Below are 25724 nucleotides of genomic sequence, written 5' to 3'. Positions count from 1 at the left end.
CCCATAACGCGGGAGGAGGGGGCGAACGGGATCTCCTGTGCCCGGTCCGCGCGCGGCTACGGTGTCGGCAATTCCCTGGTCCGGACCAACCCCCCACCGGACCCGGACACCCCCCTGAAACAAGGAGAGTTACGTGGAGAACACCAAGCTCCGCAGACGCGTGCTCGCCACCGCAACCGCCACGGTGGCCGTGGGCGCGCTCGCCCTCGCGGGACTGACCTCAGTGGCGTCCGCCGGCCCGCCGGGCACCACCGCCCCGGCCGTCTCCGCCGACAGCCTCTCACCCGGCCTGCTGGCCGCCATGGAACGCGACCTCGGCCTCGACGCCGATGCTGCCAGGACCCGGATAGCCGGCGAGTACCGCGCCGCCGCCATCGCCGCCGGCCTGGAGAAGTCCCTCGGCACCAGCTTCGCCGGGGCCCGGGTCAGCGGGGACACGGCGGACCTCACCGTCTCCACGACCGACGCCTCCGAGGCCGCCCTCATCACGAAGGCGGGCGCCACGGCCGAGGTCGTCGGCCACAGCCTGGACCGCCTCGAAGCGGCCAAGGACGCACTCGACAAGGCGGCGCTGGCCAAGGCCCCGAAGAACGTGCCCGTCTGGTACGTCGACGTCGCGGCCAACCGGGTCGTCGTGAACGCCGCCGGCACCTCGGCCGCCGAGGCGTTCGTGAAGGCCGCCGGGGTCGGCGACCAGCTGGTCACCGTGGCCCGCTCCACCGAGCGGCCCCGCGCCCTCGCGGACATCCGCGGCGGCGACGCGTACTACATGGGCGGCGGCGGCCGCTGTTCCGTCGGCTTCTCCGTGACGCGCGGCGGTACCCAGAACGGCTTCGTCACCGCCGGCCACTGCGGCCGGGTCGGCACCACCACCAACGGCGTCAACCAGCAGGCCCAGGGCACCTTCCAGGGCTCGACCTTCCCCGGCCGTGACTACGCCTGGGTCGCCACCAACGCCAACTGGGTGCCGAAGCCCCTGGTCAACGGGTACGGCCGCGGCGATGTGACCGTCACCGGCTCCACCCCGTCCGTCGTCGGCGCCTCGGTCTGCCGCTCCGGCTCCACCACCGGCTGGCACTGCGGCACGATCCAGCAGCTCAACACCAGCGTCACCTACCCGGAGGGCACCATCTCCGGCGTGACCCGCACCAGCGTCTGCGCGGAGCCGGGCGACTCCGGCGGCGCGTACATCTCCGGCAGCCAGGCGCAGGGCGTCACCTCCGGTGGCTCCGGCAACTGCCGCTCCGGCGGGACGACGTACTTCCAGCCGCTCCTCCCGGCCCTCCAGGCGTACGGGCTGACGCTCGTCACCAGCGGCTCCACCCCGCCCACCACTCCGCCCACCACCCCGCCGCCCACCGACCAGCCGGGCGGCACCTGGGCCGCCGGTACGACGTACGCCGCCGGCGCCACGGTGACGTACGGCGGAGCCACCTACCGCTGCCTCCAGGCGCACACGGCCCAGGCCGGCTGGACCCCGGCGGCCGTCCCGGCCCTCTGGCAGCGCGTCTGACCCGCCGCCCCGACCGCCAGGGCCCGCGGGCCGAGTCCCGTGGGCCCTGAACCTCCAAGAACCTCCTGAACCTCTCCGCCTCCCCGCACCGAGGACTCCGAGGAAACCGTCATGACCCCACAAATGGACAACGCGACCCCCCAGGAACCGAACGCTTCCGACGAGGCGTCCGCGGACCCGCGGCGGATCAGCCGCAAAGGTCTTCTGAAGGCCGCGATCGTCGCGAGCGCGGCTCCTCTGCTCGCCGGAGGAGGCGTCGCGCTCGCCCGGGACGCCGCATCGTCGGGCGGAGGCGCTCTCCTGGCCCCCACCCCGCAGTGCGACGACGGCGACGACACGACACCGCCGCAGATGGAGGGCCCGTACTTCAAGCCCAACTCCCCGCGGCGCACCAGCCTGGTGACGCCGGGCACTCCGGGCGTCCCGCTCACCGTGAGCGGCTACGTCTTCGGCCGGGCCTGCCGACCGATCTCCGGAGCGCTGCTCGACTTCTGGCAGGCGGACACCAACGGGTCGTACGACATGGCCCAGTACGCCTTCCGGGGGCACCAGTTCACCGGCGCCGACGGGTCGTTCACGCTCACCACCGTCGTGCCGGGGCTCTATCCGGGGCGGACCCGCCACATCCATGTGAAGGCCCAGGCCCCCGGAGGCCGCATCCTCACCACGCAGCTGTACTTCCCGGGCGAGCCGCGCAACAACACCGACGCGCTGTTCGACCCGGAGCTGCTGATGAACGTGCGTACCGTCGGCAACGGGCGCCAGGGCACCTTCGACTTCGTGCTGGACGTCGCCCAGACGCCCGGCCCGACCGACCCGCCCACCGACCCGCCCACCGATCCACCGACCGACCCGCCTGGCTCCACCTGGACGCCCGGCACCTCCTACCGCGCGGGAGACCGCGTCACCTACGGCGGGGTCGCCTACCGCTGCCGGCAGGCACACCGGTCCATGACGGGCTGGGAGCCGCCGAACGTCCCCGCGCTGTGGGAACGCGGGTAGCGACGGCAGCAGCGAAAGGCGCACCACCGCCCCGCGCCCCGTTCACGCCGTCCGGCGCGTGAACGGGGCGCTTTCGGCCGTGGACCCGGCCGTGGACCCAGTCGCGCGCTCGGCCGTGGACCCGGCCGTGTGCTCGGCCGTGGGCCCGGTCACTTCGCGTCCGAGTACCGCTCCACCACCGCCGTGGTGAACGGGAACCGCACCGGCGTCTCCCCGAAGGCGATCCGTCCGGCCAGCTCACCGGCGGCCCGGATCGCCTCGGTCACGGCGGCGGTCTCCTCGGCCGGGCAGTGCACGACCATCTCGTCGTGCTGGAAGAAGACCAGCTCGGCGCGGAGGCCCTGTTCGTGGAGGGTCCGGCGCAGCCCGGCCAGGAGGAGCAGCGCCCAGTCGGCGGCGCTGCCCTGGACCACGAAGTTCCGGGTGAAGCGGCCCCGGGCCCGGGCCAGGCCGCCGTCGGACGCGCTCTCGCCGCCCTCCTGCGGAAGGCCCGCCTCCTCGTCCTGGCCCGCCAGCGCCACCGGCGGACTGGTCCGGCCCAGCCAGGTCCGCACCGTCCGGCCCTCCTCGCCCGCCCGCGCCGCGTCGTCCACATAGGCGACGGCGAGCGGGAAGCGGCGGCGCAGAGCGGCCAGGTTCTTCAGGCCGTCGCCGGAGGTCTGGCCGTAGACCGCGCCGAGCAGCGCCAGCTTCGCGTGCTCGCGGTCGCCGTGGAACGCCTTGTCGGAGAGGGCCTTGTAGAGGTCGCCGTCATGACCGGCCACCTCCATCAGACCCCGGTCGCGGGAGATCGCCGCCAGCACCCGCGGCTCCATCTGGTCGGCGTCCGCGACGACCAGCCGCCACCCCGCGTCGGCGACGACGGCCTGCCGGATGACCTTGGGGATCTGGAGGGCGCCGCCGCCGTTGGTCGTCCAGCGGCCGCTGACCGTGCCGCCCGGCTGGTACTCCGGGCGGAAGCGGCCCTCGCGCACCCAGTCCTGGAGCCAGCTCCAGCCGTGGGCCGTCCAGATCCGGTACAGCTTCTTGTACGCGATCAGCGGCTCGACCGCCGGGTGGTCCAGCTCCGCCAGCTCCCACCGCCGGGTCGACTTCACCGCGATCCCGGCCTGCGCGAACGCCTTCACCACATCGGCCGGCAGGTCCGGGCGGACCCGTCTGCCGAAGGCCGCCGACACCTCCTCCGCCAGCTCGGCGAGTCTGCGGGGCTCGCCGCCGCCCGCGTACCGCTCGCCCAGCAGCCCGTGCAGCACCTCCCGGTGCACATCGGCCCGCCAGGGCAGCCCGGCCCGGTGCATCTCGGCCGCGACGAGCATCCCGGCCGACTCCGACGCGGTCAGCAGCCGCATCCGGTCCGGGTGCTCGGCCGTGCCGTGGCGGCGCACCTGGTCCGCGTAGACCCGCAGCAGCCCCTCGAACGGGACCTCGGGGCCCGACTGCGGCTCGAAGAGCGAGGACTGCGAGCCGGGTTCGGCGGAGCGGGCGGGCGGATCCGGCGGTACGGGGGCGTTCTCCAGCCGGGCCAGCGCGGCCGCCGCGGACCGGGGCTCGCCGAGCCGGCCCGCGTGGCCGAGCAGCAGGAGCTCGGCGCACTCGATGTCGTAACACCGCTCGACGCGGACCCCGGCGGCGAGCAGCCGGGGGTAGAGCTCGGCGGTGGACCGCCAGACCCAGCGCTCCACCTCGGGCCGGGAGCGGACGGCCGCCACCAGATCGGGCTCGGCCAGGACGGGCCCGGCGGCCGCACCGTCCCGCCCGAGCGGAGCGAGCAGCGCCCCGCCCCCGTCCACCGCCGCCACCGCCCACCGTTCGGTCATGGTCCGAGTCTGGCACCCGCCACTGACACCGGCCGCGACCCCGGGCCCACACCGAAACCGCGACCCCGGGCCCACGCCGGAACCACCGCCCCACCACCCGCCTACCCTGGTCGGATGGAACCGGTGATCGACCAGGCATGCGCGGCGGCGCTGTACGCGGAGGGCGACGCGGCCCTGGACACCGGGGCCTCCCTGCTCGCCGCCGCCCCGGACGCGGACGACGACCTGCACCGGCGCGGCGAGGAGTTCGTGACCCGGGCCTGGGGGAGGGGCTGGCACCCCGCCGACCTGGTCCGGTTCGTGCGGCTGGAGCTGGACGAGCGGCGGGCGGTGCTGGCGGCCACGCTGATCGCCGCCGAGACCGCCCGGTACGCGCAGCTGCCGCCCCGCTGGCGCGCCCAGCTCGCCGAACTGCCCGGACCCGTACCCGTACCGCGCAACAAGCCCGACCGCTTCTCGTACGCCTCCGATCTCCTGGAGCTGTACCGGCTGCTGCTCCGGCTCCCTGCCATCGAACCCGTCGGCCCGGCGCCCGGCACCGCCGCCGACCACCTCCACCGCCCGCCCGCCCCCGACGAGCCCCGCATGCTCACCCGGATCCGGGCGCTGCTGGCCAAGGCGGAGGCGACCGGCTTTCCGGAGGAGGCCGAGGCACTGACGGCCAAGGCGCAGGAGCTGATGGCCCGGCACAGCATCGACGAGGCCCTCATCGCCGCCCGCAGCCACAGCACCGAGACGCCCGGAGCCTGCCGGATCGGCGTGGAACCGCCGTACGAGAGCGCGAAGGCGATCCTGCTCGACGCCGTCTCCTCCGCCAACCGCTGCCAGGCCGTGTGGAACGGCGACCTCGGCTTCAGCACGGTCGTCGGTTTCGAACCGGACCTGGACGCCGTGGAACTGCTCTTCACCTCCCTCCTTGTCCAGGGAACGGCCGCGATGACCCGGGCGGAGGCCGGACAGCGGGCCTCCGGCCGTAAGCGGACCAAGACCTTCCGGCAGTCGTTCCTGATGGCGTACGCGCAGCGGCTCGGCTCCCGGCTCGCCGACACCACCGAACGGACCACGGCGGCTGCGGGCATGGATGCTGATACGGAGACGGGCGGGGGCACGGCTGAAGGCGCCTCCGGCCTGCTGCCCGTCCTCGCCGCCCGGGACGTCGCCGTCACCGAGACCGCCGAGCGGATGTTCCCCCGGACCACCACCACCCGCGTCCGGGGCGCCACCGACCTGGACGGCTGGAACCACGGCACCGAGGCCGCCGACCGGGCCCGCGTGAACGGTCCCGGCACAGGCTCCCGCAGCGGCCCGCGTGACGGCGAAATCATGGTGTAAGTCCGATTTGCTCATGATCCGGGCTAGGCTCGGCCCATGAGCTGGCTCCGGGCGCTGAAGGAGACCGCCCGCTCGGGGCTGGAGATCGAGCGGCAGAGACTCGAACCGCTCATCGCCTTCCGCGGAGCGGCCGGTCTCGCCCTCGTCGTCGGCACGAGCCTGGTCCTCTTCGGGCCGGAGATCGCGGCGAGTTCGGCGTTCGGCGCCTTCCAGGCGGCCATCGCCACCTTCCAGCGCAGCTGGCGTCCGCGCCCGGTGCTCGCGCTCGTCTCCGGCGCCAGCCTCGCCGTGTCGACGTTCGTCGGTTACGTCTCCGCCTCGCATCCCGTCCTCTTCCTCTGCCTGCTCGGCGCCTGGACGTTCCTCGCCGGTCTGGCCTGGGCGGCGGGGCCGACCGGCGGGATCATCGCCTCGTCCAACGTCGCGATCATGCTGGTGACGATCACCCTGCCGACCTCCGTGGTGGACGCCGCCGCCCATGCCGGGATGATCCTGGTCGGCGGGGTGGTCCAGGCGGCGCTGATCGTCCTCTTTCCGGTACGGAGATGGGGCGCCCAGCGCGACGCGCTCGCCGACGCCCTGGCCGCCGAGGCCGACTACGCCCGGCGGTTGCGCCACGACCCGGTCGCGCCCTTCGACCCGCTGCCCCTGATGACCGCCCGCAGCGCCGCCGCCGTCACGCCGCGCCAGGCCCGCCGCCGCCCCGCCGAGCTCCACGGCGCCCGGGGCATCGCGGAACGGCTGCGCCCGGTCCTCGCCTCGCTGGCCGACCCGGCGATGGGCGTACCGACCGACGGCCTGGAGCGGGCCTGGGTGAACGAGCTGCTCGGCGCCGCCGGGTCCGTGCTCGACGCCGCCGCGCGGGCCGTCCGGTACGGCGAACCGGTCCACCTCTCCGCCACCGACCTCGGCGTCCTCAAGACCCCCGACAACGACGTGATCCTCGTCGGCCCCGCCCTCCGCGCCGCCGACCGCCTCGCCGCCCTGCTGGACGACGTCCTGGAGATCGCGGAGGGCACCGGCACCGACAGCGGCGTCCCCGAACACCTCGCCCCGGACACCCGCCACCGCCCCACCCTGCTGCGGCTGATCCCGGTCGTCCTCAAGGCGATGCGCCGGGAGCTGCACCCGGGCTCCCCGATCCTGCGCCACGCGATCCGGGTCGCCGTCGTCGCCGTGGCGGGCTACTTCGTGGGCGCCGCCCTGCCGCTCGGGCACGGCTACTGGGCGCCGATGACCGCCGTCATGGTGATGCGCCCGGAGTTCTCGCAGACGTACGGCCGCTCCGTGGCCCGCTTCGGCGGCACCCTGGTCGGCGTCGGGCTCGCCACCGCCATCGTGCAGACCGCGAGCCCCGACGCCCGGCTCTCCGCGCTCCTGGCGGTGGTCTGCGCCGGGCTGATGTACCTGCTGATGCGGACCGGGTACGCGGTCAGCCAGGTCTGCGTCTCCGCCTACGTGGTCTTCCTGCTCGGCATGGCCGGCGACGACTGGTCCCAGACCGTCACCGAACGCATCGTGCTCACGCTGGTCGGCGGGCTCCTCGCGATGGTCGCGTACGCCCTCTACCCGGCCTGGGAGACCCCGCGGCTGCGCAACCGGCTGGCGGAGTGGCTGGTGGCGGACGGGCGGTACGCGGCGACGGTGGTCGACCGGTACGCGGATCCGGCCCACCGCGACCTGGAGGAGGTACGGGACGCCCTGATCGCGACCCGGGAGGCCAGGGTCGCCTGGCAGGAGGCGCTGGCGACCGCCCAGCACGAACCCGTACGCCACCGGGGCATCTCCCGCGCCGCCGCCACCGACGCCCAGCACGCGCTGGCCCAGCTCGGCCGGTCCGCGATGGTGCTGGAGGCCCACCTGCCGGCCCGCTCGGCCGACCCGGTGCCGGGCGCCGCCCAGCTGGCGGAGGCGTTGCGCCGGGCCACGGAGAAGGGCGCCAAGGCGGTACGGGAGCGGCGGCTGCCGGACTGGCAGCCGGTGGTGGACGCGGTGGCCCACTGGGACGTGCCGACGCCGACGGAGGACGGGACGACCCCGGTCGGCGACCCGGTGGTGCGCCGGGGCGCGGCGCTGCTCCTGGAGGCGCTGGAGGAGTTCACCCGGGCCCTGGACGAGCGCGGCGGCTCGACCCGGGTGAGCAGCACCCTCGCGGAGAGATGAGCGGCCCGGGCCTCAGGAGGCCGACGGCAGTGACGGCAGGCCCGAAGGCAGCTCCGTCGGCAGGTCCGAGGGCAGCTCCGTCGGCAGGTCCGAAGGCAGTTCGGTCGGCACGTCCGTCGGCAGATCCGTCGGCAGCTGGCCCGAGGCGGCCTTCGTCAGGGTGTCCTTGACCCCGCCGTCCCAGGAGAGGACCAGCTTCTTGCCGTCGTTGGACTCGATCGCGCCCATGGTGCGGTCGTTGGCCCCGCCGGTGCACTTCAGCGCGAGCATCACCTCGCCCATGTCCTTCACATCGCCCTGGCAGACGGCCTGGTCGGCGACGAGGGCGACCTTGCCGGCGGTGATGGAGACGGTGACGTTCTTGCCGTCGGTCAGCCCCACCCAGGTGCCCTCCAGCGCGGCGGCGTCCGTACCGGCACCGTCCGAACCCTGGCCGTCGCCGGGCGTCGCGCTCGACCCGGCGTCGGAGCCCTTGCCCGCGTCGTCGTCACTGCCGCATGCGGTCAGCGCCAGTGCGGCGGCCAGAGCGGCGACCACGACACCTCCGGTGCGTACGAACCTGGTCACGTGGAGTTCCCCCTCGCTGTATTCCGGTCGAAAGACCGCGCCACGTTACCAAGGTTCTTCCGGCCAACTCCGTTAAGCGGGAGCCAAATAGGCGTGCCGTTCGTCTCTCTTCCAGGGCCTCCTCGAAGATCTCCTCCGAGGTTGTCTTCGGTCAGGAAAGCCTGTAATCAAAGCAACACCCCGCGTGCACGTGCATCTGCTCATGCATCGGCATATGAACAGAGCTATGATCCGATCTAGTTGACACTTGCACTTTGCAACTCGGGGAGCGTCCTGTGCACCACGTGTACAACGGCATGGCGGCCACAGAGCTTCGCGGAGTCGTCTGGCAGAAGAGCAGACACAGCAACTCCCAGGGATCGTGCGTGGAGTTCGCGAAACTGCCCGGAGGTGATGTGGCGATGCGGAACTCGCGCCACCCGGACGGGCCGGCGCTCGTCTATACGCCGGCCGAGATCGAGGCGCTGCTGCTCGGCGTCAAGGACGGCGAGTTCGACCACCTGGCGATCTGAGGCCCCGGGCGGCCGGCGGCTGACGCCACGGGCAGCTCTCTCCCGGACGATCCCTGAGTCTCTGCGGGCAGCTCTCTTCCGGACGATCCCGGAGTCTCTCCCGGATGCCCCCTGGAGAGACCCGCGCGGCCCCGCTCTATTCGTTCTTCGCGCAGTCCGAGAGCCGGAACAGCGCCCAGACCACCTTGCCGTACAAGGGTGTTGAGGGAAACTCGCCCACCGGCGCCGGCGACGGGTGCCAGCCCCAGCTGTCGCTGACGCACTCCACCAGGAACAGACCCCGGCCCGACTCGGCGGAGTCCGCCGCCTCGCCCGCCACCGGGCTCTCCCGGCTGGGATCGCGCACCGCGCAGACCAGTCGTGAGCTCCAGCGCATCAGATGCAGCCGCACCGGCGGGTCCGGGAACTCGCGGGGCGGATCGCTCGGCAGCGCGTGGCGCAGGGCGTTGGTGACGAGCTCGGACACCACCAGGGCGACATCGTCGAAACGGTCGCTCAGCTCCCACCGCTCCAGGGTGGATCTGGTGAACTGCCGTGCTCCGCCGACCGCTTCGTAACGGGCGGGCAGAGCGCAGGAGGCCGAGCCGGCGACCCCTGAGGGGTCGGTCGGGGGAAGCCCCTGCCGTAACGGCTCGAGCATCGTCGATCCATTCGTCCCCATACGAGGCACTCCCGGGATTCGCGGCTGTAGCGGCACTGCCTGTCAGCGGTACTGCGGGGGGTACAGCGGCACAACACGAGCACGCAGGTGCGCAGGGGTCATGCTTCCCAATGCGCACAGCAGATGCAAGGGCAGATGCACGTGCACGCGCCGGACCTGCCCGGTACCGTGGTGATTCCGGCGCATTTCTTCCGTCGGGCAGTTTCGGAGCTTTCCGGACGTCTTCCCATTTCCGTAATCGAATGAGTACGGGCTGAAGCGTTTTGGTGGCAGAATCCGTGGCTTCGGGGTCGAGGGGTTCTGGGGGCGCCCCGAGTGCCCGGTAGGCGATGGGGAGGGTCACACCAGTGTCGGCAGGCGAGTCGAGTGGATCGGTGGTGCGGCGCATCCTGCTGGGCTCTCAGCTCAGAAGGCTGCGGGAGTCGCGCGGCATCACCCGTGAGGCGGCCGGCTACTCCATCCGGGCCTCCGAATCGAAGATCAGCCGCATGGAGTTGGGACGGGTGAGCTTCAAGGCCAGGGACGTCGAGGATCTGCTCACGCTCTACGGTGTCGCGGACGCCGCGGAGCGCGACGCGCTCCTCGGTCTGGCGCGCGAGGCCAATGTGGCGGGCTGGTGGCACAGTTACGGCAATGCGCTGCCCGGCTGGTTCCAGACCTATGTGGGTCTGGAGGGGGCGGCCTCGGTCATCCGTATCTATGAAGTCCAGTTCGTGCACGGCCTGTTGCAGACCGAGGCCTACGCCCACGCCGTGGTCGCGCGCGGTATGCGCGGCGCCTCGGCCGCCGACATCGAGCGCCGGGTCGCGCTGCGTCTGGAGCGCCAGAAGGTCCTCGTCTCCGAGCGGGCCCCGGCCTTCCACGCCGTGCTGGACGAGGCCGCGCTCCGCCGTCCGTACGGCGAACGCGACGTCATGCGCGCCCAATTGCGGCATCTGATCGACATGTCGGAGCAGCCGAACATCACGCTCCAAGTCATGCCCTTCAGCTACGGAGGGCATGCGGGCGAGAGCGGTTCGTTCACCATGCTGCGATTCCCGGAATCCGATCTGTCGGACATTGTCTATTTGGAGCAGCTGACAAGTGCGCTCTATCTGGACAAGCCCGAGGAAGTCGCGCAGTACGAAAAGGCCATGGGATGCCTGCGCAAGGACAGTCCCGGTCCTGAGGAGAGCCGGGATCTCCTGCGCGGACTCCTCCAACTGACTTGATTAGTCGTTACGATGACGTCACATCAGGAGTGTGGAGACGCCTGCAGTAAGGGATTGCATGTCCTTCTTCCATGAACTGGCCCACCAGTACATCGATGGCGAGTGGCGCACGGGCAGCGGCTCATGGGACATCATCGATTTCAATCCCTACAACGGTGAGAAACTCGCCTCCGTCACCGTGGCGACCGCGGTGGAGGTCGACCAGGCCTACCGGGCGGCCGAGCGCGCGCAGCAGGAGTGGGCCGCCACCAATCCGTACGAGCGGCGGGCCGTCCTGGAACGGGCCCTGCGCATCACCGGCGAGCGCACCGAGCAGATCGTCGAGGCGATCATCGACGAGCTGGGCGGCACCCGGCTGCGCGCGGAGTACGAGGTGCGCGGCGTGAGCGAGGTCCTGCGCGAGGCGATCCGGCAGTCGCTGCGGCCCACCGGCCGGCTGCTGCCCGCGGTCTCCGACGGCCGGGAGAACCGCCTCTACCGGCTTCCCGTCGGCGTCGTCGGTGTGATCAGTGCCTTCAACTTCCCTTTCCTGGTGGGCATGAAGTCGGTCGCGCCCGCGCTCGGGCTCGGCAACGCGGTCGTCGTGAAGCCGCACCAGAGCGCGCCCGTCGTCGGCGGCGGACTGATCGCGAAGATATTCGAGGACGCCGGGCTGCCGGCCGGGCTGCTCAACGTCGTGGTCACCGACAGCGCCGAGATCGGCGACGCGTTCATCGAGCATCCGGTGCCGAGGGTGATCTCGTTCAGCGGCTCCGACCGGGTCGGCCGCCACATAGCCGCGACGGCGGCCGGTTTCTTCAAGCGGACCATTCTCGAACTCAGCGGCAACAGCGCCCTGGTGGTGCTGGAGGACGCCGACATCGACTACGCGGTCCGGGCGGCGGTCTTCAGCCGCTTCCTCTACCAGGGCCAGGTCAGCATGGCGGCCAACCGCATCCTGGTGGACCGGTCGGTGGCCGCCGAGTTCACCGAGCGCTTCACCGCCGCCGTGGCCGCGCTGAAGGCCGGCGACCCGCGTGACCCGGAGACCCGGATCGGCCCGGTCGTCAACGCGCTCCAGGCCGACGCGCTGACCGCCCTGGTCGACCGCGCGGTCGCGGACGGCGCGACAGCGCTCGTACGGGGCCGAACCCGCGGCAACGTCGTGGAGCCGACCGTCCTGACGGACCTCCCGCAGGACTCGCCGCTGCCGACGCAGGAGATCCTCGGCCCGGTGGCCCTGCTGATGACGTTCGACGGCGAGGACGAGGCCGTGGCGATCGTCAACGACAGCCCCTACGGGCTGAGCGGCGCCGTGCACACGGGCGACGCGGAGCGCGGTGTGCGGTTCGCGCAGCGGATCGTCAGCGGGATGTTCCACGTCAACGACTCCACCGTCCAGGACGACCCGCTGGTGGCGTTCGGCGGCGAGAAGACGTCCGGCGTGGGGCGGCTGAACGGCGAGGCGGTCGTGGAGGCGTTCACGACGCTGAAGTGGCTGTCGATCCAGCACGGCCGCTCGGTCTTCCCGTTCTGACCCGTCCTGACGGCGCGCCGCCGCCTCACCGGACCGGCGGCCCGCGGAACGTCGTACGGTAGGTGCTCGGCGAGACGCCCAGCGCCTCCTGGAAGTGCCGTCGCAGGTTGGCCGCCGACCCGAGCCCGGTCCGCTCGGCCACCTGCTCGACGGCCAGATCGGACTCCTCCAGCAACTCCCGGGCCAGCTCGACGCGTTGCTGGTTGAGCCAGGTCATCGGAGTGGTGCCGACCTCCTCACGGAAGCGCCGGTTGAAGTTCCGTACGCTCATAGCCTCGCGGGCCGCCAACTGTCCCAGAGTGATGGGGTCCTGGAGCCGCCGCAGGGCCCACGCGCGGGCGGCCGAGGTGCCGGACGCGGCCGAAGGCGGCACGGGCCGCCGGATGTACTGCACCTGCCCGCCCTCGCGATGAGGCGGTACGACGGTCCGCCGCGCCACATCGTTGGTGACGGCCGTCCCGTGGTCGCGCCGGATCATGTGCAGGCACAGGTCGATGCCGGAGGCGCACCCGGCCGAGGTCAGGACATCGCCGCCGTCCGTGTAGAGCACGTCGGGATCGAGCCGGACCCGGGGGAACAGCCGGGCGAAGAGCTCCGTGTACCGCCAGTGCGTGGTCGCGGTGCGGCCGTCGAGCAGTCCGGCGGAGGCCAGCACGAAGGCGCCGGTGCAGATCGAGGCCACCCGGGTGCCGGGCCGGATTCGGGCGAAGGCCTCGGCGAGCGGGGCCGCGAGCGCCGGAGTGTCCTGCACGTAGTCCTCGTACGACGACAGGACGATCACCGTGTCGGCCTCGGCCAGCGCCTCCGGCCCGTGCCGGACCGCCACCGTGAAGTCCCCGTCCGTACGCACGTCACCCGGCCGGAGCGAGCAGGTGACGACCTCGTACAGCGGCTCCCCGTCCGCCGTGGCACCCCTTCTGGCCTGGCCGAAGAGCTGGTGGACGATGCCGAGCTCGATGGGGAGCAGGACGGCACGGGCGAGGACGGCGACGCGGTGCCGCCCGGGGTGGGTGAAGACGTCAGACCTGGAAGGCATGGCCATATTCTTGCGCACCTGGTCCATCTGGACACTCGCAGCGGTGGGCCGCCGGTCGCCAGGCTGGTCCCATGGCCCCTACGACTACGGAACAGACCACCGACCGGACCGCCGCACCGACCCGCCGCCCCCACCGGGCCTGGCTGATCGCCGCCGTCGCGGGCGCGGCCGTCGTCACCGCCGGGGCGTTCACCACCGTGCCCGGACTGCTGGTGGCGCCGCTCCACGAGGAGTTCGCCTGGGAGCGGGGCCAGGTCGCGCTCGCCGCCTCCGTCAACATGGTCCTGTTCGGCCTCACCGCGCCTTTCGCGGCGGCCCTGATGGACCGGGTGGGCGCGCGCCGGGTGGCCGGCGGGGCGCTGCTGCTCGTCGCGGCGGGCGCCGTACTCACCGGCTTCATGACCGAGCCGTGGCAACTAGTTGCCTACTGGGGCGTGTTGACCGGCCTCGGCAGCGGCTGCCTCACCATGACGTTCGCGGCCGCTGTTACTGCCCGCTGGTTCGACCGGCGCCGCGGCCTGGTCACGGGCGCGCTCAGTTCCTCCAGCCATCTGGGCCAGTTGCTCTTCCTGCCGCTGCTCGCCGGGGCCGTGGAGCGGCACGGCTGGCGGCCGCCGGTGGTGACCCTGGCGCTCGTGGCGCTCGCTGTCGCCGCCCTGGTGTTCCTGGCGCTCCGCGACCACCCGGCCGATGTCGGCGTAAGGCCCTACGGGGCAACGGAGTTCGTGCCCGCGCCGCCCCCTTCCCCCGGGGCCGCGACCCGTACGCTGAAGGTTCTCTCCGGAGCTCTGCGTACCCGCCCGTTCTGGCTGCTGGCCGGGATGTTCGTCCTCTGCGGCGCCTCCACCAACGGCATCATGTGGTCCAACTGGGCGCCTGCCGCGCACGATCACGGTATGCGGCCGACAGCCGCGGCCTCGCTGCTCTCGCTGATCGGCGTCTTCTCCGCTCTCGGCGCGCTCCTCTCCGGCTGGCTGACCGACCGCTTCGACCCGCGCCGCCTGCTGACCGTCTGCTTCGCGGTCCGGGCGCTGACCCTGCTCGCTCTGCCCATGGTGTTCTCCTCGGCGGTGACGGCTCCGATGCTCCTCTTCGTGTTCGTCTACGGGCTGGTCGATGTGGCGACCGTGCCGCCGGTGATCGAGCTCTGCCGCCGCGCGTACGGAGAGGACGGCCCCATCGTCTTCGGCTGGACCAACGCCGCCCACCAACTGGGCGCGGGCGCCTCGGCCTTCCTCGGCGCGACGGCACGGGACGTGTTCGGTACGTACGACGTGGTGTGGGCCGCGCTCGGTGCCGGATGCCTGGTCGCGGCGCTGCTGGCGATGACCGTACGGGCTACCCTAGTCAAAGTTGAATAGGAAGCCCGGGATCCGAGCCCCGGGACGGGATGGATGGGTGCCATGTCCGCGATCCGGCTGCTGGTCCTCGGCGCGGTGCGCATGCACGGCCGCGCGCACGGTTACCAGGTCCGCAACGACCTGGAGTACTGGGGCGCCCACGAGTGGTCCAACGCCAAGCCCGGGTCGATCTACCACGCGCTGAAGCAGATGGCGAAGCAGGGGCTGCTCCTCGCGCACGAGACGGCCCCCTCCACCGCCGGCGGCCCGCCGCGTACCGAGTACGAGGTCACGGAGGAGGGGCTCGCGGAGTACCGCGCTCTGCTGCGCGACGCCATCCGCTCGTACGACCAGAACCTCGACGTCCTCTCGGCGGCGATCGGCTTCATCGTCGACCTGCCCCGCGGAGAGGCGGTGGCGCTGCTCAAGGAGCGGGTGGAGGGGATGAAGGAGTGGCGGGACTCGGTCACCGAGTACTACACGCCCGAGGACGGCCCCGAATCGCTCGGCCACATCGGCGAGATCATGAACCTGTGGGTGCACTCGGCCGACGCGGGCGCGGAGTGGACCCGCGGCCTGATCGAGCGGATCGAGGGCGGCGCGTACACCTTCCACGGTGAGGGCGACCCGTTCATCGGGGTGCTGGCGGAGGGTGAGGAGAACCCGTACGCGACGGGCGTCCCGGACCCCGGGGACGACGACTAATCAAGTTTGACGAATGACGGAACCAGGTTGACCTTCGAGCTGCTAGTCAAGTTTGACTACGTGGTGGTGACCGAAGGGTGGCGGGGAACGTGACCGAAGCGATCGTCCTGGACGGCGTGCACAAGCGGTACGGGGAGAAACGCGCCCTCGACGGGCTGGACCTCACGGTCGGAGCCGGCACCGTCCACGCGGTGCTCGGCTCCAACGGGGCCGGCAAGACCACCGCCGTACGGATCATGTCGACGCTGCTGCGCCCCGACGCCGGCCGGGTCACCGTGGCCGGGCTCGACGTCCGCGAACGGGCGTCCGACGTGCGGCGGAGGATCGGGCTGCTCGGCCAGCACGCGGCGGTGGACGAGCAGCTCGGCGGCCGGCAGAACCTGGAGATGTTCGGGCGGCTGTACCACCTGGGCGCACGCCGGGCGGGCAGCCGGGCCGACGAGCTCCTGGAGCGGTTCGGGCTCGCGGACACCGGACGTAAGGCGGTCAAGCAGTACAGCGGCGGGATGCGCAGGCGGCTCGACCTCGCCGCCTCGCTGATCACCGAACCGGCGGTCCTCTTCCTGGACGAGCCCACCACCGGCCTGGACCCGCGCGGCCGGGCCGAGGTCTGGGCCGCCGTACGGTCCCTGGTCGGCGGCGGCACCACCGTCCTGCTGACCACGCAGTATCTGGAGGAGGCGGACCAGCTGGCCGACCGGATCTCGCTGATCGACGAGGGCAGGGCCGCCGCCGAAGGCACCTCCGACCAGCTCAAGGCGCTCGTCGGCGGCGACCGCATCGACATCGTCCTGCGCGACGCGGCCCGGCTGGCGGAGGCGGCCGCGCTGCTGGGCGCCGAGGCGCCGGCGCTCGACCCGGACCGCCGCCTGATCAGCGCCCCGGCCTCGGACCGGATGGCGGCCCTGACGGGAGCGGTCCGGGCGCTTCAGGAGGCGGGCATCGAGGCGGAGGACATCGCGGTGCGCCGCCCGACGCTGGACGAGGTGTTCCTGTCGCTGACGGGAGGCCAGGGAACCGGACGGCCCGCCGAGGCCGGAGCGCCCGCCGGCGACCGGGCGGTACGCGAGACGACGGAGGCGGCGGCATGAGCACGACGACAGCGATCGACGACCTGACCACGGCACCCGGCGGAGGCACCAGGCTCACCTGGGCCCTGACCGACTCCTGGACGATGACCCGCCGCGAACTCGCCCACTGGGCCCGGCAGCCCGTCGCGGTGGTCGTGGGTCTGGCCTTCCCGGTGATGCTGCTCCTGATGTTCACGTACCTGGTCGGCGGCGGCCGGGGCGTGGCGGGCGACCCCACCGAGTACCTGGTCCCCGGGATGCTCGCGCTGACCATGGCCTTCGGCCTGGAGAGCACGATGCTCGCGGTGACCCAGGACCTGAACAAGGGCGTCATCGACCGGTTCCGCTCGCTGCCGATGGTCCCGGGCGCGGTCCTGGTCGGCCGCAGCGCCGCGGACATGCTCCAGTCGACGGCGGCGCTCGCGGTGATGGGCGGGGTCGGTTACGCGGTCGGCTGGCGCTGGCACAACGGGACGACGGCCGCCCTCGGCGCGGTGGGGCTGCTGCTCCTGCTGCGGTTCGCGATGCTCTGGGTCGGCATCCACCTGGCCATGGTGGCGGGGCGGCCCGAGCTGGTGCAGGCGGTCCAGATCCTGGTCTGGCCGGTCGGCTTCCTCTCCAACGTGTTCGCCGCACCGGCGTCGATGCCGGGCTGGCTGGGCGCGGTGGTCGAGTGGAACCCGATGTCCGCGACCGCCACCGCCGTACGGGAGTTGTTCGGCAACCCGGGCGGCGCCACCGGCTCCTGGGCCGCCGAACACGCCCAACTCCTCGCGCTCCTCTGGCCGGTGACGATCATCGCGGTGTTCTTCCCGCTGGCGGTACGGAAGTTCGCGCGGCTCAGCAGGTAGCCGCGGGCGGTGGCGGCGGACCACCCGCCGGGGCGGCGGCCACCCACCGGGGTGGCCGCCCGTGTCGCCTCCGCGTTCTGTCGGGAATATATGCTGTTCTGTCACGGAATGAGCGAACAGTCCGAGTACGGCAGGGCGGAGGCATGAGCATGGCGGAGCGGCCGGTGGCGCGGTTCCGGCCCGTGCACCCGATGTCGCGGGCGCGCAAGGCGGTCGCGTTCCTGCTGGGCGGCGTGGTGTGGGCGGCGGCGGGGGTGATCGCGGTGGTCCTGCTCGGCGGGACCTACATCGTGCGGCACCTGCTCCTGGTCACCGGTGTCTCCTGGCTCGTCTTCGGTGCCGCGCTCGCCTGCGGCATCGTCCTGCGGCACCGGGAGGAACGCCGTGTCCCCGATTGACGTCCTGCTGGTCTTCCTCGCGTTCTACCCCGTGGTCACCGGCGCCGCGTGGATGGTCGGCGGGGTGATGTTCCGCCTCACCGAGGAACGCCCCCGGGCCGTCGACCCGCCGGGCGGCTGGCCGGGGGTGACCGTCCTCGTCCCCGCCTACAACGAGGAGAAGGTGATCGCCGGCTGCGTGGCGGCCCTGCGCATCGTCGACTACCCGGCGCTGGAGATCCTGATCCTCAACGACGGCTCCACCGACGCCACCGTGGCAGCGGCCCGCGCGGCCGCCGAGGGCGACGACCGGATCACCGTGGTCGACGACGGTGTGAACCGCGGCAAGGCCGACCGGCTCAACGACGGCATGCGGCGGGCCCGCCACGACCTGGTCCTCGTCACCGACGCCGACACCCACCTCCACGCCGACGCCGTCACCCACCTGGTCCGCCGGATCCTGCGCTCACCCCGGTACGCCGCCATCGCGGGCTGTCCCCGCGTCACCAACCGGGGCAGCGTGATCGCGACCATGCAGATGCTGGAGACGGCGTCCCTGATCGGCCTCATCCGCCGTACGCACGCGCTCGCGGGCCGGGTCGGCACGGTGGCGGGCGTCCTCGGCCTCTTCCGCCGCGACGCCGTCCTCGCCGTCGGCGGCTACGACCCCAGGATGGCCACCGAGGACATCGAACTGACCTGGCGCCTCCTCCAGGCCGGTCACCTCACCGGCTTCGCCCCCAACGCCCTCGTCGGCATGCAGGTCCCCGAGACGCTCTCCGGCATCTGGGCCCAGCGCACCCGCTGGGCGCGCGGCCAGGGCGAGGTCCTGCGCACCCACGCCCGTACCGTCGCCCGCCCGAAGCACGCCGTGATGTGGCCCATCGCGCTCGAAGCGCTGCTCTCCTACCTCTGGGTCGGCTGCATGCTGATCGCCATGGTCTACGCCTTCGTCCGCTGGGTCGTCGCCCCGGAGGAGGCCCGGTTCGGCGCCATGCTGGCGTGGGGCGTCGGCATCGCCGTGATCGCCATGATCCAGATCGTCATCGCCGTACTGGTCGACCTCCGCCTCGACCCCAGACTCCCGTACGCCTGCCTCCTGCTGCCGCTCTACCCGCTGGCGTACTGGACCATCAACGCCCTGGCCGCCCTCGCCTCGCAGACCCCCGGCCTGCTCCACGGCCCCCGCGACCGCAGGGTCGTCTGGGACCTGCCCCGCAGCGACACCTGAAAGCCTCTCAGTGGTGGAAGGCCGTGGCGGCCGCCCGGTCGTGGCTCGACGGGTGCTTCTGCGACCGCAGTTCGGGGAGCAGCAGCTTCAGGTCCTCGATCAGCAGCGCGGCCAGATCGGAGGAGAATCCGTTGCGGCACACCACCCGCAGCACCGACAGGTCCTGCCGGTTGGCCGGGAAGGTGTAGGCCGGGACCAGCCAGCCGCGCTCCCGCAGCCGGCGGGAGACGTCGAACACGTCGTACGCGTGGACGTCGGCGGTCGTCGTGAAGGCGAAGACCGGCAACTCGTCGCCCCGGGTGAGGAGTCGGAAGTCGCCCAGCTCCTCGACCGACCGGGCCAGCCCGCACGCCACGTCCCGGGAGGCCTGCTGGACCGCGCGGTAGCCGTCGTGGCCCAGGCGCAGGAACGTGTAGTACTGCGCCACCACCTGCGCACCCGGCCGCGAGAAGTTCAGCGCGAACGTCGGCATGTCGCCGCCCAGGTAGTTGACCCGGAACACCAGCTCCTCCGGCAGCTCGTCCGCCGTACGCCACAGCGCCCAGCCGACACCGGGATAGACCAGCCCGTACTTGTGGCCCGAGGTGTTGATCGACGACACCCTCGGCAGCCGGAAGTCCCACACCAGCTCCGGGTCGAGGAAGGGCGCCACCATCGCGCCGGACGCGCCGTCGACATGGACGGGGATATCAAGGCCGGTGCGTTCCTGGAGGGCGTCCAGGGCCGCGCAGAGGTCGGCGACGGGCTCGTAGGAACCGTCGAAGGTGGAGCCGAGGATGCCGACGACGCCGATCGTGTTCTCGTCGCAGAGTTCGGCGGCGGCCTGCGGGTCGAGGTGGAAGCGCTCACCGTCCATCGGGACCTGCCGGGCCTCCACCTCCCAGAAGTTGCAGAACTTCTCCCAGCAGACCTGCACGTTGACGCCCATCACCAGATTGGGCCGGGCGGTCGAGGGATAGCGGTCCGCGTTCCGCTTCGCCCAGCGGCGCTTGAGGGCGAGCCCGGCCAGCATGCACGCCTCGCTCGACCCGGTGGTCGAACACCCCACGGCCGCCGCCGGATCGGGCGCGTTCCACAGGTCGGCGAGCATCGCCACACACCGCCGCTCCAGCTCGGCGGTGCGCGGGTACTCGTCCTTGTCGATCATGTTCTTGTCCCGGCACTCACCCATCAGCACCCCGGCCTGCGGCTCCATCCAGGTGGTGACGAAGGTGGCCAGGTTGAGCCGGGAGTTGCCGTCGAGCATCAGCTCGTCATGGACCAGCCGGTACGCCGTCAGCGGCGGCAGCGGCCCGTCCGGGAGCCGGTGCCGGGGCGGCGCGGTGTTCATCGCCGCCGTCGGATCGGCCTCGCCGTAGAAGGGGTTGAGGGCGAGCCTGCGCTGCTCCTCGGAGGGTTCGTCCTGCTGCGGGTGGGCGCCTCGGTGGAGCGGCATGGGGGAGTCCTCTTCCTCAGCTCTCGGCTTCTGGGGCTGTCGGTGTCCCGGGCTCTGGGGCTCTCGCGTCTCTCAGCTCTCGGCGGACAGCCCGGCCTTCAGCGCCCGGGTGAACTTCACGACCCGCTCGGCCTGCACCCGGGCGGCGGTCAGTGTCACCTCACCGACCGGGAGGTCGCCCTGCCCGGACACGTGAGAGGTGCCGTACGGGTTGCCGTCGACGAACTTCGACGGGTCGGTGTACCCGGGCGCGACGAGGATGCCGCCGAAGTGGTGGATCGTGTTGTAGAGCGCGAGCAGCGTGGACTCCTGGCCGCCGTGGGCGGTGGCGCTGGCGGTGAAGCCGCTGTAGACCTTGTCGGCCAGCTGCCCGGACTGCCAGAGCCCGCCGAGCGTGTCGATGAACTGCTTGAGCTGCGCGGTGACGTTCCCGTACCTGGTCGGCGAACCGAAGATCACCGCGTCCGCCCAGACCATGTCGTCCGGCGAGACCTCGGGGATGTCGGCGGTCGCCTCGATGTTGGCGGCCCACGCCGGGTTGGAGTCGATCGCCGCCTGCGGAGCGAGCTCGGCCGCCCGCCGCAGCCGCACCTGCGCCCCGGCCCGCTCGGCGTCCTCGGCGATGGCCCGGGCGATGGTGGCGATGGTGCCGGTGGACGAGTAGTAGATGACGGCGACGTTGACGGGCGTGGACATGCGGGGACCTCCGTCGGGACAGCGGCAGGCCAAACTGTGGATAGCTGTACGAAAGCGACGATACGGATATCCGCCGCACCCGGCGCGCCGGACGGCCCGACCCCGTACGCCTACCGCCCTCGCCTCACCGCAGCGCCTTGCCCTCCGCGTCCAGCTGCATCTGGGCCCGCCCGGTCACCAGCAGCCAGGCGGGCAGGGTGGCGGCGCAGAGCATCGGCAGTACGGACGCGTCGCCGGCCAGCACCGCCGCCGTGAACAGGCTCAGCCACCCCTGCCGGGAGACGGCGAGCAGCACGCCCAGGACCGCGCAGGAGACCGCGAGCGCCGGCGGCACGGCGTCGACCAGCGCGTGCGCGCAGAGCCCGAGCGCCACGCCCACGAAGACCGCCGGGAAGATCCGCCCGCCCCGGAAGCCGCAGGTCGCCGCCACCACCAGGGCCGCCGCCTTCACCACCGCCATCACCGCGAACTCCCCGGCCGACCACCCGTCCGGGTCGCCGGCGATCTCCTTCACCTCCTCCAGCCCCTTGAAGAGCGTCAGATGGCCGCCCAGCGCCCCGAGCAGCCCCAGCACCAGCCCGCCGGCGGTCAGCGTGAGCACCGGGTGCCGCAACGCGTGGAAGACCCGGTGCGCCACCGGGAACGCGTACACCGCCAGCAGCCCCAGCAGCGCGCCCGCCGAGGCGATCAGAAGGGCGGCGAGCAGGTCGCCCCAGTGCGGTCCGGAGTAGGCGGGGAGCGAGAGGTCGAAGCTGGGCTCCGCGATCAGCGACATGGTCAGCGCGCCGGCGGTACCGGCCGCGAGCGGCGCGAAGAGCCGGTCCCAGAACGCGCCGGGGCCCGGCTGCGAGGCCAGCGTCTCGGAGAGGATCAGCGCGGCGGCGATCGGCGTGCCGAAGAGGGCGCCGATCGTCCCGGCCGCCGCGAGGACCACCCAGAGCTCGGCGGGTGCGCCCGGCGCGGCGCGGCGGCCGAGCCAGTAGGCGAGCGCGATGTTGGCGGCGGTGATCGGGTTCTCCGGCCCGAGGCTCACCCCGCCCGCCAGCGCCAGGACGGTCACCAGGAGGAGTCCCGGGACGACGCCCGGCCGCATCGGCTCGTCCACCAGCCCGGTGGTGGCCGGATCGGGCCCGCCGTGCCCGGGTGCGGCCCGCAGGACCAGGCCCACCGCGAGCCCGGTCGCGGTGAGCATGACGATCATCCAGAGCGAGGAGAACCGCCCCACGCCGAGCGCGTCGGGCAGGGTCTCCCAGAGCACGTCCTGGAACTCTTCCGCCAGGAGGCTGACGCCGAGCAGGATCAGCGCACAGGCGATGCCGACGACGATCGCGGGCACGACGAGCGGCAGGAGCCGGCGGGCGGGAGCGGCCGGGGGGCGGGGATGCGGAGGCGCGGGGGATTCGGGGGCCACCGGCCCACCCTAGGGCGACGAAACGGCTAAACCGCCCTAATTCGGTCCCCAGGGAAACCGTGCCTCGCCACTCCGGCCCCTCAACGGACCGCGCCTTACGACTCCGGCCTTACGACTCCGCCCCCGCTGGCCCGCGCCTCGCCACTCCGCCCCCCGGACCGCGCCTCGCCACTCCGCCCCCCCCGTGTCACACCTTGCTGATCACCGCCGCCGTCCCGTACGCGCAGACCTCCGTCCCCACGTCCGCCGCCTCCGACACGTCGAACCGCATCATCAGGACCGCGTTGGCGCCGCGCGCCCGCGCCTGCTCCACCAGCCGCTCCATCGCCTGGTTGCGGGTCTCGACCAGGGTCTTGGTCAGTCCCTTCAGCTCGCCGCCGATCATCGACTTCAGCCCGGCGCCGATCTGGCTGCCGAGGTGGCGCGACCGCACGGTCAGGCCGAAGACCTCACCGATGACCTGCGTCACCTGATAGCCCGGTACGTCATTGGTGGTGACGACCAGCACGTCCGCCTGGGCCGTCTGGCCGCCGCCGAAATCCTCAATGCCCATGTTTGTGGCACCTCCTGTGGTCAGCCTCACCCTGCTCCGCAGGATGCGCATTCCCGCTGTCCGCCACTGGAACCAAGGGCGTTCACCGGGCGTTGATAGCTTGGGGCGGCCTACAGAGCCGCCATCGCACACATCCTGGAGCCCGGACCCTTGAATACGCTTGCGCTCGGCCCGAGCTGGCTGGACCCGGACTATCTGCTCAATACGTTCGGCCTCCCCGGCCTTCTTCTCATCGTCTTCGCCGAGTCCGGACTCCTGATCGGCTTCTTCCTGCCCGGCGACTCCCTGCTGTTCACCACGGGGCTGCTGGTGACCACAGGACAGCTGAAGTACCCGCTCTGGCTCGTCTGCACGCTGATCGCCGTCGCCGCGATCGTCGGCGACCAGGTCGGCTATCTCTTCGGCCGCAAGGTCGGCCCGGCCCTCTTCAAGCGCCCGGACTCCCGCCTCTTCAAGCAGGAGAACGTCGAGAAGGCCCACGTATTCTTCGAGAAGCACGGACCGAAGTCGCTGGTCCTGGCGCGGTTCGTGCCGATCGTGCGGACGTTCACGCCGATCATCGCGGGCGTCAGCCGGATGAACTACCGCCTGTTCGTCATCTACAACGTCGTCGGCGCGCTCCTGTGGGGCGTGGGTGTCACCGTGCTCGGTGCGATGCTCGGCAAGATCGACTTCGTGCACGAGCACATCGAGAAGATCCTCATCCTGATCGTGCTGCTCTCCGTGCTGCCGATCGTGGTCGAGGTCCTGCGCGCCCGCAGCCAGAGCAAGAAGGCCGCCGCCGAGGCGCTCGGCACCCCCGACGGCCCGTCGGCCCCGCCGGCCCCCCCGGCCACCGGCCGCGGCCGCCACGCCAAGCGCTGACCCCTTCCCGTACGGCTGCCTCCTTCCCGTACGTACGCATACGAGAGCCGCCCCTCCCCGAACCTGCGGGGAGGGGCGGCTCTCGTATGCCGGACAGGATCTAGAACCCCCTGGTCCGCTTCGCCGCCCGGCGGCTCGCTCCGCCGACCGCGCCCGGCGCCCCCATGAACAGCCGCGAGACCTCGCTCCCCAGGTTCACCCCGATCGCGATGGCCAGCGCCGTCGCGACGGCCGTGGACAGCGAGGCGAGCCCGGCGTCCAGCTCGTTCTGCGCCACGCCCAGCAGACCGAAGTACGTCGCCGAACCGGGCAGCAGCGGCCCGATCGCCGCCGTGATGTACGGCAGCGAGGAGGTGAACCGGTAGCGCGAGAACAGCTGGCCGAACAGGCCCACCAGACCGGCCGCCACCGCCGTCGCCGCGACCGGCGAGATGTCTCCGGTCCGGGCCATCGCGCCGAAGATGATCCAGGCCACACCGCCGTTGAGGGTGACCGCCAGCACGGTGTGGCGCTCCTGCTGGAGCAGCACCGCGAAGGCCAGGCTCAGCGCCATCGACGCCAGGATCTGCACCGCCGGCTCGTCGTACGGCGTGAACCGGGCCTCCGGATTGAGCTGCGCCCCCAGCTGCAGCCCCAGGTACAGCACGATCAGCACGCCCGCGACGATCCCGATGAAGAAGTACATGACTTCCAGGAGGCGGGCGGAGGCGGTGATGTAGTAGCCGGTCAGACCGTCCTGCACGCCCGCCACCAGCGCCCGCCCCGGCAGCAGCGCGAAGAGCCCACCGGTGATCACCGCGGACGGGCGGATGTCCGTCGAATGGGTCAGCGTCAGCGCCACCCCCATCGCGGCCGGCGGCATCGCGGCCACCGTGAACTGGTAGAACTCCGGCAGCCCGCGCCCGGCGCAGAGCCACGCCAGCCGGTCGCCGAGCATCGCGCCCGCCGCCGCCACGATGAAGACCAGCACCCCACCGCCGACCAGCACGGAGGCCGAACCGGCGAGCAGCCCGGCGGCCGCCGTCAGGACCCAGCCGGGGTACGGGTGCCGGTTACGCCGGATCTCCGCGAGCCGCCGGTAGGCCTCCTCCAGCGAGACCTCGGTGTCCTCGCTGGTGATGTCGTCGACCAGCCGGAACACGGCCGCCAGCCGGGTGTAGTCGGTGCCCCGGCGGCGTACGGTACGGCTCGCCGTCACCGGGTCGTCGACCAGCGAGGGCTGGTGCGAGATCGACAGCAGCGTGAACGTCACGGTCGGCTCGCTGCGGTCGAGCCCGTACGAACGGGTCACCGCGAACATCGCCGCCTCGACGTCCTCGGCCCCCTCGCCGCCCGCCAGCAGCAGCTCGCCGATACGGAGCGTCAGGTCGAGCACGCGCGGTACGGCGGGACCCGTGTCGTCGTCGGTGCGCTGGACGGACTCCGGGGCCGGGCGCTCGGTCACCGGCATCCGGAGCATCGTGCGCATCCGGTCCTGCCAGGGCGCCTCCTTGGTCAGCTTGACCATCGGAATGCCCTGCGCGGGAGTGAACGCGGGCGGCGCCTGCTGGGCGTTGTACCCGCTCGGCGGAGTGAAAGCGGAACTCAGCGTGTCCGCGTTCGGGCCGCCGGTGAAGCCGCCACCGGAACCACCGGATCCGCTCGCATCCTGGTGCACCCCGGTCGGGATCGCGAACTCCGACGTCGGATGGTCCTCCTCGGGCGGCGACACCGGCTGCATCGTCCCGGCAGGCGGGGCGAAAGCGCTCCGTGCCTCGTCGGACTGGGGCTTCTGGTCCTCCGGACCGCCCGATTCCGCCACCACTCGACCTCGCTCCTCCTCGGCTGATCTTCCGGGCGCACGTCTGCCCAGTATGGCCAC

23 protein-coding genes are annotated in these 25724 nt (G+C 72.2%); 14 read left to right on the top strand and 9 right to left on the bottom strand.

What is annotated here, in order from left to right:
• Positions 1-133 precede the first annotated feature (133 nt).
• The gene (locus ACQP09_RS14810; protein WP_433399459.1) at positions 134-1513 is read left to right on the top strand and encodes a carbohydrate-binding protein; all 1380 of its coding nucleotides are present in this window, start codon (positions 134-136) and stop codon (positions 1511-1513) included.
• Positions 1514-1636: 123 nt separating this feature from the next.
• Complete coding sequence (locus ACQP09_RS14805) at positions 1637-2515, top strand: carbohydrate-binding protein (RefSeq protein ID WP_433406599.1); 879 nt, start codon at positions 1637-1639, stop codon at positions 2513-2515.
• Positions 2516-2664: 149 nt separating this feature from the next.
• Here the strand turns inward: ACQP09_RS14805 and ACQP09_RS14800 are convergent, their stop codons facing one another.
• Complete coding sequence (locus ACQP09_RS14800; RefSeq protein ID WP_433399456.1) at positions 2665-4332, bottom strand: bifunctional 3'-5' exonuclease/DNA polymerase; 1668 nt, start codon at positions 4330-4332, stop codon at positions 2665-2667.
• A 114-nt stretch (positions 4333-4446) separates the two neighbouring features.
• Between ACQP09_RS14800 and ACQP09_RS14795 the strand changes: the two genes are divergently transcribed.
• Positions 4447-5664, top strand: a complete 1218-nt coding sequence (locus ACQP09_RS14795) for a DUF2786 domain-containing protein (protein ID WP_433399453.1) — start codon at positions 4447-4449, stop codon at positions 5662-5664.
• 36 nt (positions 5665-5700) lie between these two features.
• Positions 5701-7827, top strand: a complete 2127-nt coding sequence (locus tag ACQP09_RS14790) for an FUSC family protein (protein WP_433399450.1) — start codon at positions 5701-5703, stop codon at positions 7825-7827.
• Positions 7828-7839: 12 nt separating this feature from the next.
• On the opposite strand, the gene ACQP09_RS14785 is transcribed toward ACQP09_RS14790, so the two are convergent.
• A complete protein-coding gene (locus tag ACQP09_RS14785; protein WP_433399447.1) occupies positions 7840-8394 on the bottom strand; it encodes a hypothetical protein in 555 nt (184 codons plus the stop codon).
• Positions 8395-8669: 275 nt separating this feature from the next.
• Between ACQP09_RS14785 and ACQP09_RS14780 the strand changes: the two genes are divergently transcribed.
• Entirely contained in the window at positions 8670-8906 is a 237-nt protein-coding gene (locus ACQP09_RS14780) for a DUF397 domain-containing protein (RefSeq protein ID WP_018514287.1), read from the top strand.
• A gap of 136 nt (positions 8907-9042) precedes the next feature.
• Here ACQP09_RS14780 and ACQP09_RS14775 read toward each other — a convergent pair whose 3' ends face one another.
• Positions 9043-9546, bottom strand: coding sequence for an ATP-binding protein (locus ACQP09_RS14775; protein ID WP_433399444.1), 504 nt, complete (start codon positions 9544-9546; stop codon positions 9043-9045).
• A gap of 350 nt (positions 9547-9896) precedes the next feature.
• Here ACQP09_RS14775 and ACQP09_RS14770 point away from each other — a divergent pair, with 350 nt between their 5' ends.
• Complete coding sequence (locus tag ACQP09_RS14770) at positions 9897-10778, top strand: helix-turn-helix domain-containing protein (RefSeq protein WP_432151474.1); 882 nt, start codon at positions 9897-9899, stop codon at positions 10776-10778.
• 58 nt (positions 10779-10836) lie between these two features.
• Positions 10837-12294, top strand: a complete 1458-nt coding sequence (locus tag ACQP09_RS14765; protein ID WP_433399440.1) for an aldehyde dehydrogenase family protein — start codon at positions 10837-10839, stop codon at positions 12292-12294.
• Between the two features lie 25 nt (positions 12295-12319).
• On the opposite strand, the gene ACQP09_RS14760 is transcribed toward ACQP09_RS14765, so the two are convergent.
• The gene (locus ACQP09_RS14760) at positions 12320-13357 is read right to left on the bottom strand and encodes a GlxA family transcriptional regulator (protein ID WP_433399437.1); all 1038 of its coding nucleotides are present in this window, start codon (positions 13355-13357) and stop codon (positions 12320-12322) included.
• 44 nt (positions 13358-13401) lie between these two features.
• On the opposite strand from ACQP09_RS14760, the gene ACQP09_RS14755 reads away from it, so the two are divergent.
• From ACQP09_RS14755 to ACQP09_RS14730, 6 genes are all read left to right on the top strand, one after another.
• Complete coding sequence (locus ACQP09_RS14755; RefSeq protein ID WP_433399434.1) at positions 13402-14691, top strand: MFS transporter; 1290 nt, start codon at positions 13402-13404, stop codon at positions 14689-14691.
• 42 nt (positions 14692-14733) lie between these two features.
• Positions 14734-15375 (top strand): PadR family transcriptional regulator, encoded by a 642-nt coding sequence (locus ACQP09_RS14750; protein WP_433399431.1) that lies wholly within the window; start codon positions 14734-14736, stop codon positions 15373-15375.
• Between the two features lie 89 nt (positions 15376-15464).
• On the top strand, positions 15465-16466 hold the full coding sequence (locus ACQP09_RS14745) for an ATP-binding cassette domain-containing protein (RefSeq protein WP_433399428.1): 1002 nt from the start codon (positions 15465-15467) through the stop codon (positions 16464-16466).
• On the top strand, positions 16463-17296 hold the full coding sequence (locus tag ACQP09_RS14740) for an ABC transporter permease (RefSeq protein WP_433399426.1): 834 nt from the start codon (positions 16463-16465) through the stop codon (positions 17294-17296). The genes ACQP09_RS14745 and ACQP09_RS14740 overlap by 4 nt, the downstream gene beginning before the upstream one ends.
• 143 nt (positions 17297-17439) lie before the next feature.
• Complete coding sequence (locus ACQP09_RS14735; RefSeq protein WP_433399423.1) at positions 17440-17694, top strand: hypothetical protein; 255 nt, start codon at positions 17440-17442, stop codon at positions 17692-17694.
• Positions 17681-18904, top strand: coding sequence for a glycosyltransferase (locus tag ACQP09_RS14730; RefSeq protein ID WP_433399420.1), 1224 nt, complete (start codon positions 17681-17683; stop codon positions 18902-18904). Before ACQP09_RS14735 ends, ACQP09_RS14730 begins: the two co-directional genes overlap by 14 nt.
• Before the next feature lie 7 nt (positions 18905-18911).
• Here ACQP09_RS14730 and ACQP09_RS14725 read toward each other — a convergent pair whose 3' ends face one another.
• The 4 genes from ACQP09_RS14725 to ACQP09_RS14710 all read right to left on the bottom strand — a co-directional run bounded on the left by ACQP09_RS14725 (position 18912) and on the right by ACQP09_RS14710 (position 22999).
• Positions 18912-20339 (bottom strand): glutamate decarboxylase, encoded by a 1428-nt coding sequence (locus ACQP09_RS14725; RefSeq protein ID WP_433399417.1) that lies wholly within the window; start codon positions 20337-20339, stop codon positions 18912-18914.
• Between the two features lie 72 nt (positions 20340-20411).
• Positions 20412-21035 carry an NAD(P)H:quinone oxidoreductase gene (gene wrbA, locus ACQP09_RS14720; RefSeq protein ID WP_433399414.1) on the bottom strand — a complete coding sequence of 208 codons (624 nt, stop codon included), beginning with the start codon at positions 21033-21035 and terminating at the stop codon, positions 20412-20414.
• A 124-nt stretch (positions 21036-21159) separates the two neighbouring features.
• Positions 21160-22446 carry an ion channel protein gene (locus ACQP09_RS14715; protein ID WP_433399411.1) on the bottom strand — a complete coding sequence of 429 codons (1287 nt, stop codon included), beginning with the start codon at positions 22444-22446 and terminating at the stop codon, positions 21160-21162.
• A 187-nt stretch (positions 22447-22633) separates the two neighbouring features.
• Complete coding sequence (locus ACQP09_RS14710; RefSeq protein ID WP_018514299.1) at positions 22634-22999, bottom strand: YbjQ family protein; 366 nt, start codon at positions 22997-22999, stop codon at positions 22634-22636.
• 150 nt (positions 23000-23149) lie between these two features.
• Here ACQP09_RS14710 and ACQP09_RS14705 point away from each other — a divergent pair, with 150 nt between their 5' ends.
• Positions 23150-23863, top strand: a complete 714-nt coding sequence (locus ACQP09_RS14705) for a DedA family protein (RefSeq protein WP_433399408.1) — start codon at positions 23150-23152, stop codon at positions 23861-23863.
• 100 nt (positions 23864-23963) lie between these two features.
• Here the strand turns inward: ACQP09_RS14705 and ACQP09_RS14700 are convergent, their stop codons facing one another.
• Complete coding sequence (locus ACQP09_RS14700; protein ID WP_433399405.1) at positions 23964-25667, bottom strand: threonine/serine ThrE exporter family protein; 1704 nt, start codon at positions 25665-25667, stop codon at positions 23964-23966.
• Between the last annotated feature and the right edge of the window lie 57 nt (positions 25668-25724).

Origin of the sequence: Streptomyces sp. CA-146814 (assembly GCF_050942385.1) — a bacterium.
Classification (GTDB): Bacteria; Actinomycetota; Actinomycetes; order Streptomycetales; family Streptomycetaceae; genus Streptomyces.
Note: the sequence above shows the minus strand (reverse complement) of the source record. Positions and strands in the feature narration are given on the sequence as shown.

What these genes read in the sequence shown, in the direction of transcription:
- ACQP09_RS14770 (WP_432151474.1), top strand. Translation starts at nt 9,897, where the DNA reads ATGGGGAGGGTCACACCAGTGTCGGCAGGCGAGTCGAGTGGATCGGTG.
- ACQP09_RS14710 (WP_018514299.1), bottom strand. Translation starts at nt 22,999, where the DNA reads ATGGGCATTGAGGATTTCGGCGGCGGCCAGACGGCCCAGGCGGACGTG.
- ACQP09_RS14800 (WP_433399456.1), bottom strand. Translation starts at nt 4,332, where the DNA reads ATGACCGAACGGTGGGCGGTGGCGGCGGTGGACGGGGGCGGGGCGCTG.
- ACQP09_RS14755 (WP_433399434.1), top strand. Translation starts at nt 13,402, where the DNA reads ATGGCCCCTACGACTACGGAACAGACCACCGACCGGACCGCCGCACCG.
- ACQP09_RS14805 (WP_433406599.1), top strand. Translation starts at nt 1,637, where the DNA reads ATGGACAACGCGACCCCCCAGGAACCGAACGCTTCCGACGAGGCGTCC.
- ACQP09_RS14795 (WP_433399453.1), top strand. Translation starts at nt 4,447, where the DNA reads ATGGAACCGGTGATCGACCAGGCATGCGCGGCGGCGCTGTACGCGGAG.
- ACQP09_RS14725 (WP_433399417.1), bottom strand. Translation starts at nt 20,339, where the DNA reads ATGCCGCTCCACCGAGGCGCCCACCCGCAGCAGGACGAACCCTCCGAG.
- wrbA (WP_433399414.1), bottom strand. Translation starts at nt 21,035, where the DNA reads ATGTCCACGCCCGTCAACGTCGCCGTCATCTACTACTCGTCCACCGGC.
- ACQP09_RS14775 (WP_433399444.1), bottom strand. Translation starts at nt 9,546, where the DNA reads ATGCTCGAGCCGTTACGGCAGGGGCTTCCCCCGACCGACCCCTCAGGG.
- ACQP09_RS14750 (WP_433399431.1), top strand. Translation starts at nt 14,734, where the DNA reads ATGTCCGCGATCCGGCTGCTGGTCCTCGGCGCGGTGCGCATGCACGGC.
- ACQP09_RS14765 (WP_433399440.1), top strand. Translation starts at nt 10,837, where the DNA reads ATGTCCTTCTTCCATGAACTGGCCCACCAGTACATCGATGGCGAGTGG.
- ACQP09_RS14735 (WP_433399423.1), top strand. Translation starts at nt 17,440, where the DNA reads ATGAGCATGGCGGAGCGGCCGGTGGCGCGGTTCCGGCCCGTGCACCCG.
- ACQP09_RS14740 (WP_433399426.1), top strand. Translation starts at nt 16,463, where the DNA reads ATGAGCACGACGACAGCGATCGACGACCTGACCACGGCACCCGGCGGA.
- ACQP09_RS14760 (WP_433399437.1), bottom strand. Translation starts at nt 13,357, where the DNA reads ATGGACCAGGTGCGCAAGAATATGGCCATGCCTTCCAGGTCTGACGTC.
- ACQP09_RS14790 (WP_433399450.1), top strand. Translation starts at nt 5,701, where the DNA reads ATGAGCTGGCTCCGGGCGCTGAAGGAGACCGCCCGCTCGGGGCTGGAG.